The sequence below is a fragment of the Curtanaerobium respiraculi genome (assembly GCF_024609215.1).
GTDB lineage: Bacteria > Actinomycetota > Coriobacteriia > Coriobacteriales > Eggerthellaceae > Curtanaerobium > Curtanaerobium respiraculi.
The window spans coordinates 39,163-53,996 of sequence record NZ_JANIPD030000023.1 but is presented as its reverse complement, the minus strand read 5'-3'; the positions used below and the strand labels follow the sequence as shown (position 1 = coordinate 53,996).

Annotated in this window: 15 protein-coding genes; 13 read left to right on the top strand and 2 right to left on the bottom strand. The window is 63.1% G+C overall.

The genetic code is table 11. The features are described 5' to 3' along the window. Positions 1-12 precede the first annotated feature (12 nt). From rimO to hflX, 10 genes are all read left to right on the top strand, one after another. Positions 13-1,311, top strand: coding sequence for a 30S ribosomal protein S12 methylthiotransferase RimO (gene rimO, locus NOV21_RS06725; RefSeq protein WP_283170450.1), 1,299 nt, complete (start codon positions 13-15; stop codon positions 1,309-1,311). Further along, on the top strand, positions 1,308-2,453 hold the full coding sequence (pgsA, locus tag NOV21_RS06720; protein ID WP_283170451.1) for a CDP-diacylglycerol--glycerol-3-phosphate 3-phosphatidyltransferase: 1,146 nt from the start codon (positions 1,308-1,310) through the stop codon (positions 2,451-2,453). Before rimO ends, pgsA begins: the two co-directional genes overlap by 4 nt. 283 nt (positions 2,454-2,736) lie before the next feature. Next, complete coding sequence (recA, locus tag NOV21_RS06715; RefSeq protein WP_283170452.1) at positions 2,737-3,792, top strand: recombinase RecA; 1,056 nt, start codon at positions 2,737-2,739, stop codon at positions 3,790-3,792. 11 nt (positions 3,793-3,803) lie between these two features. Continuing rightward, a complete protein-coding gene (locus NOV21_RS06710; RefSeq protein WP_283170453.1) occupies positions 3,804-4,391 on the top strand; it encodes a regulatory protein RecX in 588 nt (195 codons plus the stop codon). A gap of 245 nt (positions 4,392-4,636) precedes the next feature. After that, entirely contained in the window at positions 4,637-6,220 is a 1,584-nt protein-coding gene (gene rny / locus NOV21_RS06705) for a ribonuclease Y (protein WP_283170454.1), read from the top strand. A gap of 15 nt (positions 6,221-6,235) precedes the next feature. Then, positions 6,236-7,354: an ATP-binding protein gene (locus tag NOV21_RS06700; protein WP_283170455.1), complete on the top strand. Its 1,119-nt coding sequence runs from the start codon at positions 6,236-6,238 to the stop codon at positions 7,352-7,354. A gap of 73 nt (positions 7,355-7,427) precedes the next feature. Then, a complete protein-coding gene (locus NOV21_RS06695) occupies positions 7,428-7,745 on the top strand; it encodes a stage V sporulation protein S (RefSeq protein ID WP_283170456.1) in 318 nt (105 codons plus the stop codon). 27 nt (positions 7,746-7,772) lie between these two features. Continuing rightward, positions 7,773-9,116 carry a tRNA (N6-isopentenyl adenosine(37)-C2)-methylthiotransferase MiaB gene (gene miaB / locus NOV21_RS06690; protein WP_283170457.1) on the top strand — a complete coding sequence of 448 codons (1,344 nt, stop codon included), beginning with the start codon at positions 7,773-7,775 and terminating at the stop codon, positions 9,114-9,116. Beyond that, the gene (miaA, locus tag NOV21_RS06685) at positions 9,109-10,038 is read left to right on the top strand and encodes a tRNA (adenosine(37)-N6)-dimethylallyltransferase MiaA (protein WP_283170458.1); all 930 of its coding nucleotides are present in this window, start codon (positions 9,109-9,111) and stop codon (positions 10,036-10,038) included. The genes miaB and miaA overlap by 8 nt, the downstream gene beginning before the upstream one ends. Then, positions 10,035-11,333 carry a GTPase HflX gene (gene hflX / locus NOV21_RS06680; RefSeq protein ID WP_283170459.1) on the top strand — a complete coding sequence of 433 codons (1,299 nt, stop codon included), beginning with the start codon at positions 10,035-10,037 and terminating at the stop codon, positions 11,331-11,333. Before miaA ends, hflX begins: the two co-directional genes overlap by 4 nt. Positions 11,334-11,353: 20 nt before the next feature. Here the strand turns inward: hflX and lexA are convergent, their stop codons facing one another. Continuing rightward, the gene (gene lexA, locus NOV21_RS06675) at positions 11,354-11,989 is read right to left on the bottom strand and encodes a transcriptional repressor LexA (protein WP_283170460.1); all 636 of its coding nucleotides are present in this window, start codon (positions 11,987-11,989) and stop codon (positions 11,354-11,356) included. A 109-nt stretch (positions 11,990-12,098) separates the two neighbouring features. Between lexA and NOV21_RS06670 the strand changes: the two genes are divergently transcribed. The 3 genes from NOV21_RS06670 (at position 12,099) to dut (ending at position 13,598) form a co-directional block, all read left to right on the top strand. Then, positions 12,099-12,428, top strand: a complete 330-nt coding sequence (locus tag NOV21_RS06670) for a hypothetical protein (protein WP_283170461.1) — start codon at positions 12,099-12,101, stop codon at positions 12,426-12,428. Between the two features lie 235 nt (positions 12,429-12,663). Beyond that, the gene (gene nrdR / locus NOV21_RS06665; protein ID WP_283170462.1) at positions 12,664-13,107 is read left to right on the top strand and encodes a transcriptional regulator NrdR; all 444 of its coding nucleotides are present in this window, start codon (positions 12,664-12,666) and stop codon (positions 13,105-13,107) included. Between the two features lie 50 nt (positions 13,108-13,157). After that, a complete protein-coding gene (gene dut, locus NOV21_RS06660; protein WP_283170463.1) occupies positions 13,158-13,598 on the top strand; it encodes a dUTP diphosphatase in 441 nt (146 codons plus the stop codon). Positions 13,599-13,830: 232 nt separating this feature from the next. Here dut and NOV21_RS06655 read toward each other — a convergent pair whose 3' ends face one another. After that, positions 13,831-14,823: a biotin--[acetyl-CoA-carboxylase] ligase gene (locus NOV21_RS06655; RefSeq protein WP_283170464.1), complete on the bottom strand. Its 993-nt coding sequence runs from the start codon at positions 14,821-14,823 to the stop codon at positions 13,831-13,833. Between the last annotated feature and the right edge of the window lie 11 nt (positions 14,824-14,834).

Below are 14,834 nucleotides of genomic sequence, written 5' to 3'. Positions count from 1 at the left end.
GCGGGTAGCGTTTTGCCACAGCGTAACGAGGTGAGCGTCTCCATCGTGACGATGGGATGCGCGAAGAACGAAGTCGATTCCGCACGCATGTCCGAGCGGCTGGATGCCGCCGGGTACCGCATGTGCGAAGATCCCGCGCAAGCCGACGCGGTCATCGTCAACACGTGCTCCTTCATCCAGGCTGCCACCGAGGAGAGCCTCCAGGCGATTTTCGATGCCTGCGAGCTGCCCAAGGTGGCGGCGGGGAATGCCACGGTCGTCATCGCGGGGTGCATGCCCGCGCGCTACGGGGACGATCTGGCGGAATCGCTGGACGAGGTCAAGACGTTCGTCCCCTGCGGCAGGGAGGACGATATCGCCGCGGTGCTCGATTCCCTCTTCCCATCTCGCGCGGTTGGGCGCGGGCGGAAGGGGGAGCCCTCGATCAAACCAAGCGCCTATGTCAAGATATCCGACGGATGCGACCGGTTCTGCTCGTATTGCGCCATCCCCTACATCAGGGGGCGCTACCATAGCTTCACCCGGGACCGCATCCGGGGGGACGTGGCGGCCGCCGTGGACGGCGGCGCGAGGGAAATCGTCCTCATCGCCCAGGACACCGGGCGCTGGGGGGAGGATTTCGATGAGCCTTCCACCTTGGCGCAGCTCATGGACGGTTTGGCGGAGGAATATCCGTCCACCCGGTTCCGCGTGATGTACCTGCAGCCCGAAGGGGTCACCGACGAGCTTCTCGATGCCATGAGCCGGCGCGGGAACATCTGCGCGTATCTGGACATCCCCTTCCAGCATTGCCAGGAGGATATCCTGCGCGCCATGAACCGGTCCGGTTCGTTCGAATCGTACGTCCGGCTCGTCGAGCGCGTGCGCGAGCGCGTTCCGGGCATCACGCTCAGGACCACGTTCATCACGGGGTTCCCAGGCGAGACTGACGAAGATTTCGATCGGTTGCGCGCGTTTGCCGATGAAATCGACTTCGATTACGTGGGTGTGTTTCCATACTCGCAGGAGGAGGGCACGCGCGCCGCGGAGCTTCCCGGTCAAATCGACCAGGATACCAGGGAGCGCCGCGCCCAGGAGCTCCGCGATCGCGCCGATGCGATCTCCCGGCTTCGGATGGAGAGGCGCATTGGCCAGGATATGGACGTCCTCGTCCTCGGGCATGATGAGGATGGCCGGCTGTACGGGCGGGCCGAATGCCAAGCCCCCGACGTGGACGGGGTAACCTATCTTGACGGCGGGGAGCCGGGGACGATCGTGCGCGCGCGTATCACGGATACCCTTCTGTACGAGATGGAGGGTGAGGTCGAATGAGGCCCGAAGGGGAGCCGAGCGAGAAGATCTGGACCGCCGCGAACAAGGTGACGCTGCTCCGCATCATGCTCATACCGGTTTTCGTGGTTGCCATCATCAGTCCTTGGCCGGATTGGTTCCCGCTGTGGATCGAGGCGGACTATTGGAAGCCGTGGGTTGCCGCCGCGGTGTTCATCGGCATCGCTTTCACCGATTCGATCGACGGGCACCTCGCGCGCAGCAGAGGCGAGGTGACCGACCTCGGGAAGTTCATGGACCCGCTCGCCGACAAGATACTCGTGGCGGCGGCGCTGCTCGCCCTCGTTCAGCTGGGGCCTCTGCCCTCGTGGGTGGCGCTCATCATCCTCGCGCGCGAGTTCATCATCTCGGGGCTGCGCATGGTGGCGGCAAGCAAGAGCGTCGTCATCGCCGCAAGCTGGTACGGAAAAGCCAAGACGGTCTCTCAGATCATCGCGATCGTGCTGTTCATCGTCAAGGACAGCCAGCTCGTCGTCAATATGGGCGATGACGCCTATATCGCGCTGTACCTCTTCAGCTGGGCCGTCATGATCGTGGCGCTGGCGCTCACGATCATCTCGATGCTCGATTACTTCTCGAAGGCGTCGCACGTCCTCGGGTTCGGAGAAGACACCTCGCCCGCCGACCGCGATTCCGCTCATCAGCGCACCTACGATCTGGCCTCCCGGGTCGTGCAAGAGGGCACGGCTCGGGGGAAGACGGTCTCCACGGCGGAAAGCTGCACGGGCGGCCGCATCGGCGCCGCGCTCACGCACGCGGCAGGCTCGTCTTCGGCGGTCGTCGGCGGGGTCATCAGCTACGCGAACGAGGTGAAACGCGACGTCTTGGGGGTTCCCCAGCATGTCCTCGACACCGTCGGCGCCGTGAGCGAGGAGACCGCGTGCGCGATGGCCGAAGGGTCCCGTGCCGTGACGCATGCCGATATCGCCGTGTCCGCCACGGGAATCGCCGGACCGGGGGGCGCGGTTCCGGGGAAGCCGGTCGGGACGGTCTGGATCGGGGTAAGCGGCCCCGGAGGCTCCCATGCGGAACTTAACCATTTCGCGGGGGGCCGTGAGCAGGTGCGGACCCAAACCGTCAACCGCGCCTTGGAGATGCTTCTCGAGGAGTTGCGGCAGAGTTAGCGCGCCCCGGCTTGCGGGATCGGGCTTCGCCGGCCCGGCAGGGGAGTGCCGATGCGGGTCCTCTTGGCGTCGTCTCGCGCGACGCTCTGTCCGCCGGGGTGCCGCCCCTTTCCAGGGCGGCGCGCGGCATTCTCGCCACTGGATGCGGGATTCCGCTGATGAAGATCGCGGGGATAGCGCGATGAATGCGGTTCCCTAAGATGGAACCGCATTCTTTTCTTGACAGGCAAACAGATGTTCGTGATAATCATTCTATCCAATACACGAAGGGTCAGGTGCGCAGATGCCCCAGGATAAAGACAAGCTGATCAAACTTACGACCGACCAGATCGAGCAGAAGTTCGGCAAAGGTGCCATCATGAAGCTGGGGGAGGACGGCGGCCATTTGGAGATCGGCGTAATCCCCACTGGCGCGCTTTCCCTGGATGCCGCTTTGGGCATCGGGGGCCTGCCGCGCGGGCGCATCGTCGAGATCTACGGCCCCGAATCGTCCGGCAAGACCACGCTCGCCCTGCACGTGCTCGCCGAGGCCCAGGCGCTCGGCGGCATCGTCGCCTTCATCGATGCGGAGCATGCCCTCGACCCGGTGTACGCCGCCCGCTTGGGGGTGGACATCGACGACGTCCTCATCAGCCAGCCCGACACGGGCGAGCAGGCGCTCGAGATCTGCGACATGCTCGTGCGCAGCGGAGCTATCGACTGCGTCGTCATCGACTCCGTTGCCGCCTTGGTGCCCCGCGCCGAGATCGAAGGCGAGATCGGGGACACCTCCGTCGGCTTGCAGGCGCGCCTGATGAGCCAGGCCCTTCGCAAGCTCGCCGGATCGCTCTCAAGGTCGAACACCACCTGCATATTCATCAACCAGCTGCGCGAGAAGATCGGCGTCATGTTCGGCAATCCGGAGACGACGACCGGCGGCCGCGCGCTCAAGTTCTTCAGCAGCGTGCGCATCGATGTGCGCCGGTGCGATTACGTCAAGCTCAACGGCGAGACGGTGGGCAATCGCGTGAGGGCGAAGGTCGTCAAGAACAAGGTCGCCGCCCCGTTCCGCCAAGCCGAGTTCGACCTCATGTACGGCGAGGGCATCTCGAAGGAGGGATGCATCATCGATATGGCGGTCGAATGCGGCGTTGCCAAGAAGAGCGGTGCCTGGTACACCTACGGCGAGGAGCGTCTGGGGCAGGGCAGGGAGGCGGCAAAACGCACCCTGCGCGAGAACCCCGATTTGCGCGAGGAGATTGAGAAAAAGGTGCGGGAGGAATACGATATCCCCTTCCAGGACCCCTCTGCCAGCGATTCGACGCCGACGCCCGCCCCGAAGCCGGGAAAGCACAAGTAGGCGGCTTCGCCATGGTATCCTACCGCGAGTCGTTTCCGGCCCCCGGTGCCGGCTCGTCCTCGTTTGGGCGCGCCGTCGGGTCGTTCGTCCCCGACGAGGGCGTTTCGAGGACGGGCCGGAGGGGGTCGCCGCCCGGCGGCGGGCAGCCGAGCCAGCCGGCGTTCTCCAAGGTGGTGCGCCTGTGCTCGCAGCGGGAACGGTCTGCATCCGAGGTGGCCCAACGCCTTTCGAAGGAGGGGTATGCCGACGTGGATGCCCGGGCGGCGATCGACCGGGCGATCGGATGCGGTTTGATCGACGACGAGCGATTCGCCGAATCCTTCATCCGGGGGAGGCTTTCCGCGGGGAAGGGATCGCGATCGATCGCCACCGACTTGAAGCGCCGATACGGCATAGCGGACGATATCGTCAACCGGCTGCTCGGCGGAGAAAGCTTCGCCGACGCGGCTCAGACGGAGCGCGCGATCGCCTTTTTGGACGCCCATCCTCCCCGTGCCAAGGATGCGTGGGGTTCCGCCTACCGAAAGCTGGTCGCACGGGGGTATCCGGCGGCTGTCTGCTCTTCGGCGGTGCGGAAGTGGATGGAAGGCAGCCGATAGTCGCCCTGCCTGCTCATCCTAGCCGCCTCAGTCGCCTTGCCGTTGATCTTTTTCTGATAAATTTCATGTTCCGAATCAAAACATGCTGCTCAACACGTAATATAGAGGAGCGTGAGAACACGCCTTCACCGGCGTTTGCATATACCATATCCGTATAGAACAACAGGTGCCCCCGCACCTGGTCTCATGCCATTGGAGCCAGTGGCATTTTTTATGCCTTCACACAGATGAATAGGGGTGAGCAGATGTTCGAATTTGCCGCATTCATATGGTTGGCCATCGGCCTGGTTATCGGCGCCGCCGTGGGTTTCGCGATCATTCGCCATACGGGCAAAACGCGCCAGCAGCAGCGCGAGCGCGAAGCTCAGGCGCTCATGGACGACGCACGCAAGCAGGCCGATACGCTGCGCAAGGAAGCCGAGGTCGAGGCCAAAGACGAGGCGTTGCGGCTTCGCCAGGAGATCGAATCCGAGAAGAAGGACCGCCTGAGGGAGGTGCGTTCGTCGGAGGAGCGCCTTGACAAGCGGGAGAAATCCTTGGACAAGCGCAGCGATTCCCTCGATGCCCGCGAGCATCAGCTTTCCAGCATGCAGGGGCAGGTGGATAAGAGGAACCGCGACCTGCAGGAGAGCGAGCGCCAGCTCAAGCGCCGCCGCGACGAAGTCGAGGAAGAGCACCTCGAGATCAACCGTCAGCTCGAGAAGGTCGCCGGGATGACCTCCGATGAGGCGAAAACCGAGCTGCTCGACAATCTCAAAGACGAGGTCACGCATGAGAGCGCGACAATCATCCGCGAATCCGAAGCCCGCACCAAGGCGGAGGCGGAGAAGACCTCGCGCGAGATCCTTTCGCTCGCGATTCAGCGCATCGCTGCCGATTTCACCGCTGAGATCACGGTGTCTTCCATCCATATCCCGTCCGATGACCTCAAAGGCCGCATCATCGGCCGCGAGGGCCGCAACATCCGCTCGTTCGAGCAGCTCACGGGTACGAATCTGATCATCGACGACACGCCGGAGAGCGTCACCATCAGCTGCTTCGATCCGGTGCGCCGCGAGATCGGACGCGTCACCATGGAGAACCTCATCGCCGACGGCCGCATCCATCCCGCCCGCATCGAGGAGATGTACAAGAAGGCGGAAAAGCTCGTCAACCAGAAGATCGAGGAGGCGGGGGAGCAAGCCGCCTTCGATACCGGCATGCATGACCTCCATCCCGAACTCACGCATACGCTCGGGCGGCTCCTGTACCGTACGAGCTACGGTCAAAACGTGCTCAACCACTCGCTCGAGGTCGCCTACCTGTCAGGTGTGATCGCCTCCGAGCTCGGACTCGACCCCATCACGGCGAAACGCGCGGGCTTGCTGCACGATATCGGGAAGGCCGTCGACCGCGAGGTCGACGGGAGCCACGCCGTCATCGGCGCGGATCTGGCCCGCCGCTTCGGCGAGTCGGAAGCCATCGTGCACGCGATAGAGGCGCATCATAACGATGTCGATCCCAACAGCGTGCTCGACGTCATCGTGCAGGCCGCCGATGCCGTTTCCGCCGCGCGCCCCGGCGCCCGCAAAGAAACGCTCGACGCCTACGTCAAGCGACTCGAGAAGCTCGAGGAAATCGCCAGCTCCCATAAGGGCGTGGAACGCACGTACGCGATTCAGGCCGGCCGCGAGATCCGCGTCATGGTCCAGCCCGAGGAAGTCGACGAGGCTGCGACGACGGTCCTCGCCCACGATATCGCGGAGGAGATCGAGAACACCCTCCAGTACCCCGGGCAGGTGAAGGTCGTCGTCATCCGCGAGAGCCGCGCCATCGGCATAGCCAAGTAAAACGAGGTCGTACGCATGGCGGACGATCGTCTCGTTCAATTCATCGAAGATGTTTCGGGCGATAGCCATCTCCGGGTCGAAAACGACTTCGGGGGCGGCTTCGTCCGTTTGCGGAGCGCCGAGGCCGAGCGCCGTCAGGCGAAGCACGACGTGCGCAGCTCCGAGGATATCGTCATCGAGATGTTGAGGAACGCGCGTGATGCGGGCGCGCGTTCCATCTTCGTCGCGACATCTCGCGAGGGGACCGCCCGCCGGTTCGCCTTCATAGACGACGGCTCCGGCGTTCCGCGACGCATGTGGGGGCGCATCTTCGAAGCGCGCGTCACGAGCAAGCTCGACTCCGTCCATATGGACGCGTGGGGCATCCATGGACGGGGGATGGCGCTGTATGCGATCGCCCAGAACTCCGAGCGCGCCTACGTGTCGGACAGCCTCGAGGGGGGCGGCACGTCGATCGTCGTGGAAACCGACACCTCCTCGCTTCCCGAGAAGGCTGATCAGAGCTCCCGTCCCGTGTTCGCGCGGACGGAGCGGGGGACCATCGTCGCGCGCGGTCCGAAGAACATCGTGCGGACCGCTGCCGAGTTCGCCTTCATCGACCGTGATCAAGTCGCGCTGTACCTGGGCTCGCCCGTCGACATCGCCGCCACGTTGTGGGAATACGGCAAAACCGCCCTTTCGAATTCCGCTATCGCCTTCTGCGACGACACCTCCGCCCTTCCCCTGTGCAAGCGGTTGGCCGTTGCCTCCTCTCCCGAGGACTTCGCGGAAATCGCCCATGGCATCGGACTCGAGCTATCCCCCCGTAGCGCGCGCCGCATCATGGACGGGTCGATTTCCCCGTTGATCCCGCTTTCGGAAGAGGTTGCTGTCCTGGATTCTCCCGCAACCGGGACTGATTCCGCGCTGAACGGCCGTTCATCGAAGGAGGGCACAGGCGGCATCGTTCCCCCATCGGGTCCCACCGGTGCGCTGCATCTGTCCGAGGATGAGAAGCGCGCGCTTGCGGAGGGGGTCCTGCGCGCCTTCGATCCTATAGCGCGAGCGTATTACCTCGCGCCCAACGTGCAGATATCCACGGTCGTTCGTGGAGGGGCGATACATGTGACGATACCCGTCGTGCCGGAACCGTGATAGAATACTCCCCGCGTCAACGTACACGCAGCATATTTGCCGTATCAAATGCACGAGTTAAAAGGATTGCCCCTTGTCAGCACCAATCGAGACGCAGAGCCAGCCCGGTTTCCTCAAGGTCTCGTCTAAATCATCTTCGGCATCGGTCGCCGGAGCAATCGCCGGAATGATCAAAGATGGGACCGAGGTGGAACTGCAGGCGGTTGGCGCCGGCGCGGTCAACCAAGCGGTGAAGGCCATCGCCATAGCGCGGGGGTTCCTTTCCCCCGTGGGCATCGAGGTCGCCTGCATCCCCAATTTCGCCGATATCGTCATCGACGGCGAGTACCGCACGGCTATCCGGTTCCGCGTGCTATCCCATTCGGTGGAGCTTTCCGTTTCCTCGCTCTAGGGCGAGCTGTCGAGATTTCAGGACCCTATGTTCGACAATTCAACCTTCTTCGTCACCACATTCGGGTGCCAGATGAACAAGCACGATAGCGAGCGTATCGCCGGCCTGCTCGAATCGCTCGGATCGGTTCCCGTCGATTCGCTCGACGATGCCGACTTCGCCATCTATATGACCTGCTGCGTGCGGGAGCGTGCGGATGAGCGCCTGCTCGGCCAGGTACGCTCCATGAAAAACCTGCCCGTTCGCCCGTCGAGCCCGTACGGCAAGCGATTCGTCGCCATCGGCGGCTGCATCGGCCAGCGCGATGGGGATGGGCTCTTCGACGCGCTGCCCAACGTCGATGTCGTGTTCGGCACGCACAATATGGAGGATCTCCCGCGCCTGCTGCAAGATGCGATCGAATCCGGGTCGCAGCGCGCGTCCATCATCGACGGCAGGGCCGAATTCCACGATGAGCTGCCCGAGGATCGCGAGCACCCCTGGGCTGCATGGCTCCCCATCACCGTCGGCTGCAACAACTTCTGCACGTACTGCATCGTCCCCTACGTGCGCGGCAGGGAGATCAGCCGCCCGATCGAGGAGATAGCGCAGTCGGCGCGCGAGTATGTTGTCCACGGCGTGAAGGAGATCACGCTCCTTGGGCAAAACGTGAACTCGTACGGACGCGATCTGTACGGCCGCCCGCGCTTCGACGATGTCCTCGATGCGGTCTCGGCATCGGGCGTCGAGCGCATCAGGTTCGCCACCAGCCATCCGAAGGATTTGACCGACGGGGTCATCGAACGCTTCGCAACCCTGCCCAACCTCATGCCCGCGCTGCATCTTCCGGTGCAGTCCGGGTCGAATCGCATCCTGACCAAGATGAACCGAAACTACACGGTCGAGCAGTATCTTGGCCTCATAGAGAAGCTCCGCCGCATCCGGCCCGGAATCGCGCTGTCCACCGATATCATCGTGGGCTTTCCGGGAGAGTCCGAGAAGGATTTCCAGGCAACGTACGACCTGGTCGAACGCGTGGGCTACAGCCAGGTGTTCACGTTCATATACAGCAAGCGCGCGGGCACGCCCGCGGCCGAGATGCCCGACGATGCCCCGCACGAGGTGGTGCAGGAGCGATTCCAGCGGCTGGTTGACCTTGTGCAGGATTCCGCCTACGACGTGAACCAGTCGGATGTGGGGCTCACGCTGCCCGTCCTGATCGAGGGCGAGAGCAAGCGGGGAAGGGGATTGATGTCGGGCAAGAGCCCGAAGAACCAAACGGTGCTCGTGGACGTTCCCGGCGATGGCGCGATCGGCGACTATGCGGGGACTATCGTGGACGCCTCGATCACCGAAGCGCGCCGCTGGTACCTCAAGGGTTCAATTGCATAGGCTCGCACATGACCTTATCGTGGTCGTAGGGCCGACCGCGGCGGGCAAAACGGAGCTCGCGCAGGCATTGGCCGAACGGCGCGGCGCCGCCGTGCTCTCCGCGGACAGCATGCAGATCTACCGGGGTATGGATATCGGCACGGGCAAGATACCGCCCCATGAGCGGACCGTCCCCTATTTCGGCCTTGACATCGCGGACCCCGGTCAGCCCTATTCGGCCGCCTTGTTCCAGGCGTACGGCCGGGAGGTCATCCGGTTCATCGACGCGCAAGGCGGCCAGTGCATCCTGTGCGGCGGCACCGGGTTCTACGTTCGCGCGGTCGTGGATGATTACCGGTTCCCCGCAGGGGAGCAGACGGGCAATGCCGTGCGCGACGAATACATGGCCCGAATCGACAGCGAGGGCGCCCATGCCGTGTGGGAGGAGCTTCTCCGCATCGACCCCGCATCGGCGCAGATCATCCACGAGAACGACGTCAAGCGCGTCATCCGCGCTTTCGAGCTGCTGCACGAGGGAACATCGTACGCGCGCCAGCGCGAACAGCTGAGGAGCATCCCCCAACTCTATCCCGCGGTTTTCATCGGTTTGAGCGTAACGCCCTCCGTGCTTGCGGGACGCATCGAGCGCCGGGTGGCGGGCATGGTCGACAACGGACTTGTCGACGAAGTCCGTACATTGCTTTCCCGGGGATTGCGGGGCGCATTGACCTCGAGCCAGGCGATCGGCTACAAGGAAATCGTCGCCGCGCTCGATGGCGCCGTCTCCATGGACGAGGCGGTTGAACGCATCGTCGTAGCCACGCGGCAGTATGCGAAACGACAGCGCACCTGGTTCCGCAAGGACAAGCGGATTCACTGGCTGGATGCCGATGAATTCGACCTGACGCGGCTCACCGCCGAGTCGGAGGCGATCCTCGCATGAACCGCGGACGTTTCCCCCTCTTCGAAACGGCGCGGCATGCGGAACGCGCCATACTCGTGGGGATCGACCGCCCCGGGGCTGAATGGGATGCGGATGAGACGCTTGCGGAACTCGGCCGCCTCGCCGAGACGGCGGGAAGCGAACCGGTCGCCCGGACCCTTCAGCGCCTTGACGCCCCGCATCCCAAGACGTTCGTCGGCTCCGGCAAGGCGGCCGAGATCGCGCGGATGTGCCGCTCCTTCAATGCCGATGTGGTGATTTTCGACGATGAGTTGACCCCCTCGCAGCAATCGAATCTCGAGAAGATCGTCGGGTCCGAGGTGAAGGTTATCGATCGGACTGCGCTGATCCTCGATATCTTCGCCCTGCACGCGACGACGAAAGAGGGCCGCTTGCAGGTGCGGCTCGCGCAGAACAAGTATCTGCTGCCCCGCCTCCGGGGCATGTGGGCGCACCTCGCCAGCAACCGCATGGGCGGGGGAGTGGGGAGCCGCTTCGGCGAGGGAGAGAGCCAGCTTGAGGTTGACCGCCGCATCGTCCGGAAGCGAATCATGCGCATCGAGCGCGAGCTCGCCGAACTGGAGAAGAACCGCGATGTGCAACGGAGCAGCAGGAGGGCGAGCGGCATGCTGCGCGTCGCCCTTGCCGGCTACACGAATGCGGGGAAATCGAGCCTGCTCAACCGTCTTACCGACGCCCATGTGCTCAGCTACGACAAGCTGTTCGCTACGCTCGATTCGACGACGCGGAGGTTCACCTTGCCCGAAGGGCGCGAGATCACGCTGACGGATACCGTCGGATTCATCCAGAAGCTCCCGACCACCTTGGTCGAATCGTTCAAGAGCACGCTCGACGAGATCCGCGAGGCGGATATCATACTGCATGTGGTTGACGCGTCAGCATCCGCTTTCGAGCGGCAGATGGTCGCCGTGGAGGACGTGCTCCAAGAAATCGGCGCGCAGGAGATAAGCCGTATCCTCGTGTTCAATAAATGCGACATGCTCTCAGATGGGGAGCGGGAGGCCCTGGCGGGACGATATGGGAGCGCACTGCTCGTTTCCGCTGCCACCGGGGAGGGCGTGGAGGATCTCGTCGAACGGATCGTGCGCGTCGCCTCGGCGCAGGACGAGGTGCTCCATCTGTCCATACCGTATTCCCGGGGGGACATCGTCTCGCTGGCCCACGAGCGCTGCCTCATCATCGACGAGGAGTATGCGCCAGATGGCACGCGCATGACGCTGCGCGTGAGCAAGCGGATGAAAACGGCGTTCGAGCCGTTCGCGGTGTCGGGGTAGCCGCGACGCCTGGAGGGCTTCTAGCGTATCCTTCGGAAGAGCGCGACCACCTTGCCGACGATGGAGCAATCCCGCACGAGGATGGGGTCCATCGAGGAATTCTCGGGTTGCAGCCTGATGTGGTCCTTTTCACGATAGAAGCGCTTCACAGTCGCCCCATCGTCGATGAGCGCGACGACGATGTCGCCGTTCTCTGCGGTTTGCTGCTCGCGCACGACGACGTAATCTCCGCTGTTGATGCCCGCCTCGACCATGCTGTCGCCATGCACGGAAAGCAGGAAGGATGCGGAATTGCCCACGATCTCCGTGGGAAGCGAGATCGTTTCGGTGATGTTCTCCTCCGCGAGCAAGGGCACCCCCGCCGCCACGTCGCCGACCAAGGGGAGGTCGACCACGTTCCCGTACGAGAACGCGATGCCATCGTGCGTGATGGGGGATGAAGGGCACGAGAGCGTGATCGAACGGGATTTCAAGGGGTCGCGATTGATGAGCCCCTTCTCCTCGAGCGCCTTGAGGTGAACATGGACCGTGGAAGGGGAGGAGAGGCCGAGATTTTCGCAGACCTCGCGCACGGTGGGACCGTAGCCCTTTTCCTCGATGAATTCCGTAATGCAGTCAAGCACCGCCTGCTGGCGTTTGGTGATCGGCTTTGCCACAGCGCTTCCTTTCATACGAACAAATGTTTGAGAAAGTCGTTGACAAGAACTTATGTTCGCTTTACAGTATACACGAACAAAAGTTCTAAACAAGGGCAAGGAGGCAAAAATGAAGGACAGCGATTTCGGTGCGCTCATCGAGGGAACGTCCGCTTTGAAGCCTGGTTGTTCTCGATACGGCAACGAAAACGAGCGCATTATCAGCTTCCAGGACGCCCTGATCCAAGCGGGTGGCGTTCGCGCATCCGAGGCGCGGGGTCTGAAACGCTTCATGCATCGGCTTGCAGCGGCATACGAGCGGTCACAGATGGCCGGCGATATGCGTTCCGGGTCGCTTGAAGGCGAAAAGGCCTCCCGTGGCGTCCCGGCATGGAAGCTCGCGGCCGCCGGATCGGTGTACTCCATCATGGGGCTTGCCGCCATCATCATAGGATCATAACGTTTTCTCCGGGCAACCCTGGCTGCGTTTTCCGGTTGCCATCCCTTGCGTGCGCCCGATGCTGCGTTTGGGCGCACGCGCTTCCATCGATTTCCAACCTCGGCCTGCCTTACGTTCCACGGACTCCCGCCCGGAGGGGATCGCAAGGCGTTGAGTCCGTGCTGAAAGGCGGGCCGTTGCCGACAGCTGGCGCAAGTGTGGTACTCTTTTTCCATCGAGTGAGAGAGGATAGAGTATGCGTTGTCCTTCATGTGGGGAGACCGACTCCAAAGTCGTTGATTCCCGTCCTTCGGAAGATGGGTCGACCATCCGGCGCCGCCGCGAATGCCTGAATTGCGGCCGGCGTTTCACCACGTACGAGCGGCTGGGGGAGAATCCCTTGGTTGTTCTCAAGTCGGATGGGACCTCCGAGGTGTATCACCGCGACAAGATCCTCCGGGGCCTGTACATCGCCTGCGCGAAGCGGCGTATCACGCCCGATCAGATCGACGGCCTCGTCGACGACTTGGAAACCGAGCTTCGCAACAAGGGGTTCGCCCAGGTTCGGTCGAAGGATTTGGGGGACATGGTCCTCGAGCGCCTGAAGCATCTCGACGATGTCGCCTATATCCGCTTCGCAAGCGTCTATAAAGACTTCCAAACCGTGGAAGAGTTCAACCAGGCGATACAGGGTCTTTAAGTAGGAAGACCTAACTTCATACATTCGCATGCATCTAAGGAGTACTCCCTATGTCCCTTGATATGCCAGTTAAGAAGCTCGACGAGCGTGCACAGCTTCCCGCAACCGCTTACCAGGGCGATGCGGGCATCGATCTGCGTTCGATAGAGTCGGTCACGCTCGGGCCCTTCGAGCGCGCCGCCGTCGCAACCGGCTTGGCCGTGGCGATCCCCGAAGGATATGCCGGCTTCGTCCTTCCTCGAAGCGGCTCCGCCATCAAGCGGGGGCTATCGCTGGTGAACGCTCCAGGCCTCGTCGATAGCGGCTATCGTGGCGAGCTGAAGTGCATCCTCATCAACCTCGATGCTGAAAATCCCATAGAAATCAGCCCTGGCGACCGCATCGCGCAGCTGGTGATCATGAAGGTCGAGAACGTCCGCCTCGTCGAATGCGCCCAACTGGATGAGACGGAGCGCGGAACCAGCGGGTTCGGCTCGAGCGGCACCAAATAGCAAAATAGCAAAATTGCGAGCATCGGGGGTACTTGCATTCCCGATGCTTTAGCGGGCTTGCGGGATATGGGGCCTTGGAGAGCCCGGGACATCGCAGGTCCGGATGCGGCGACGCCCTCGAAAGGGCTTGAAGCCCCGGAGTCGTGGCCATCGAAGCTTCCTGGTATCCCGCATATATATTATTGATAATATATATTATGTAAACCAAAAGGCAAAGAAGGAAAGGGAGGCCCTATCCCTCCAAACGGAGCGACACTTCCCCGGAGCGAAGCACGGCGGAAGACCCGTCGGGCAAGCGGACGCGGAGTCCCAGGGCATCGTCGATCCCGATGACGCTCACGGTTTCCCCATCATGCGAACCGCCGACCACCTCGACTGATTCCCCCAGCAAGAACGATCGGCTTCGATATTCGCCGATGAACCCCGGCCAAGCGGCATCCCGGTAGATCCCGATGAACTCCCGTATGATGCGAGCGGCGATCGCATCGCGCATACCTTGGCGCTTCCGCGTCAGCACGGCGCCCGCCCTGCGGGAGATCTCCTCCGGGAAGCCCCCGTCGGGCTCGTAGACGTTCACGCCGATGCCCACGACGGCATAGGCCAGCCCTCCGGTCTCGAGGTCGGCGGACCCCTCGGTGAGGATGCCGCAGACCTTCCGCCCGGCGATATAGATATCGTTCACCCACTTGATGCGGGGTTCCCCGGATGCCATCGGATCGAGCGCGCGGCAGACGGCGACCGCGGCGGCCCCGGTGATCAGGGCGGCCCGGTCCAACGACCAGTGCGGCCGCAGCACGATGCTCAGGTAGACGCCGGTATCCCCTAGCGAGAAGAACGGCCGTCCGCGACGCCCTCTTCCGGCGGTCTGCTCCCCAGCGACGAGGCACGTGAGCTCGGGGGCGCCAGCTTCCGCGAGCATCTTCGCGTCGGCATTCGTGCTCCCCGTTCGCTTCTCGACCGAAAGGTGAACATCCGTACTATATTCGAGAAGATTGCCAAGAATGCCCTCCTCGGTCAGCGCGTCCTGGTCGGCTGCAAGGCGGTATCCCCTGTTCCGGGACGATTCGACGGCGAACCCCTCGGAGCGGATGCCCTCGACCGCCTTCCACACCGCCGTGCGGCTCACCCCGAATTCGCGCGATAGGTCTTCCCCGGATAGCCAATCGCCCGCGCCCGCCCGGCTCCCCTGGAGCAAACGGGCGCGGATGCCGTCTTTGAGCGCCATCGATCGGGCCG

Excerpts from the sequence above, each read along its gene's own strand:
- NOV21_RS06655 (WP_283170464.1), bottom strand. The coding sequence starts at position 14,823 with ATGGCGCTCAAAGACGGCATCCGCGCCCGTTTGCTCCAGGGGAGCCGG.
- NOV21_RS06700 (WP_283170455.1), top strand. The coding sequence starts at position 6,236 with ATGGCGGACGATCGTCTCGTTCAATTCATCGAAGATGTTTCGGGCGAT.
- NOV21_RS06670 (WP_283170461.1), top strand. The coding sequence starts at position 12,099 with ATGAAGGACAGCGATTTCGGTGCGCTCATCGAGGGAACGTCCGCTTTG.
- hflX (WP_283170459.1), top strand. The coding sequence starts at position 10,035 with ATGAACCGCGGACGTTTCCCCCTCTTCGAAACGGCGCGGCATGCGGAA.
- rny (WP_283170454.1), top strand. The coding sequence starts at position 4,637 with ATGTTCGAATTTGCCGCATTCATATGGTTGGCCATCGGCCTGGTTATC.
- recA (WP_283170452.1), top strand. The coding sequence starts at position 2,737 with ATGCCCCAGGATAAAGACAAGCTGATCAAACTTACGACCGACCAGATC.
- nrdR (WP_283170462.1), top strand. The coding sequence starts at position 12,664 with ATGCGTTGTCCTTCATGTGGGGAGACCGACTCCAAAGTCGTTGATTCC.
- pgsA (WP_283170451.1), top strand. The coding sequence starts at position 1,308 with ATGAGGCCCGAAGGGGAGCCGAGCGAGAAGATCTGGACCGCCGCGAAC.
- NOV21_RS06710 (WP_283170453.1), top strand. The coding sequence starts at position 3,804 with ATGGTATCCTACCGCGAGTCGTTTCCGGCCCCCGGTGCCGGCTCGTCC.
- miaB (WP_283170457.1), top strand. The coding sequence starts at position 7,773 with ATGTTCGACAATTCAACCTTCTTCGTCACCACATTCGGGTGCCAGATG.
- dut (WP_283170463.1), top strand. The coding sequence starts at position 13,158 with ATGTCCCTTGATATGCCAGTTAAGAAGCTCGACGAGCGTGCACAGCTT.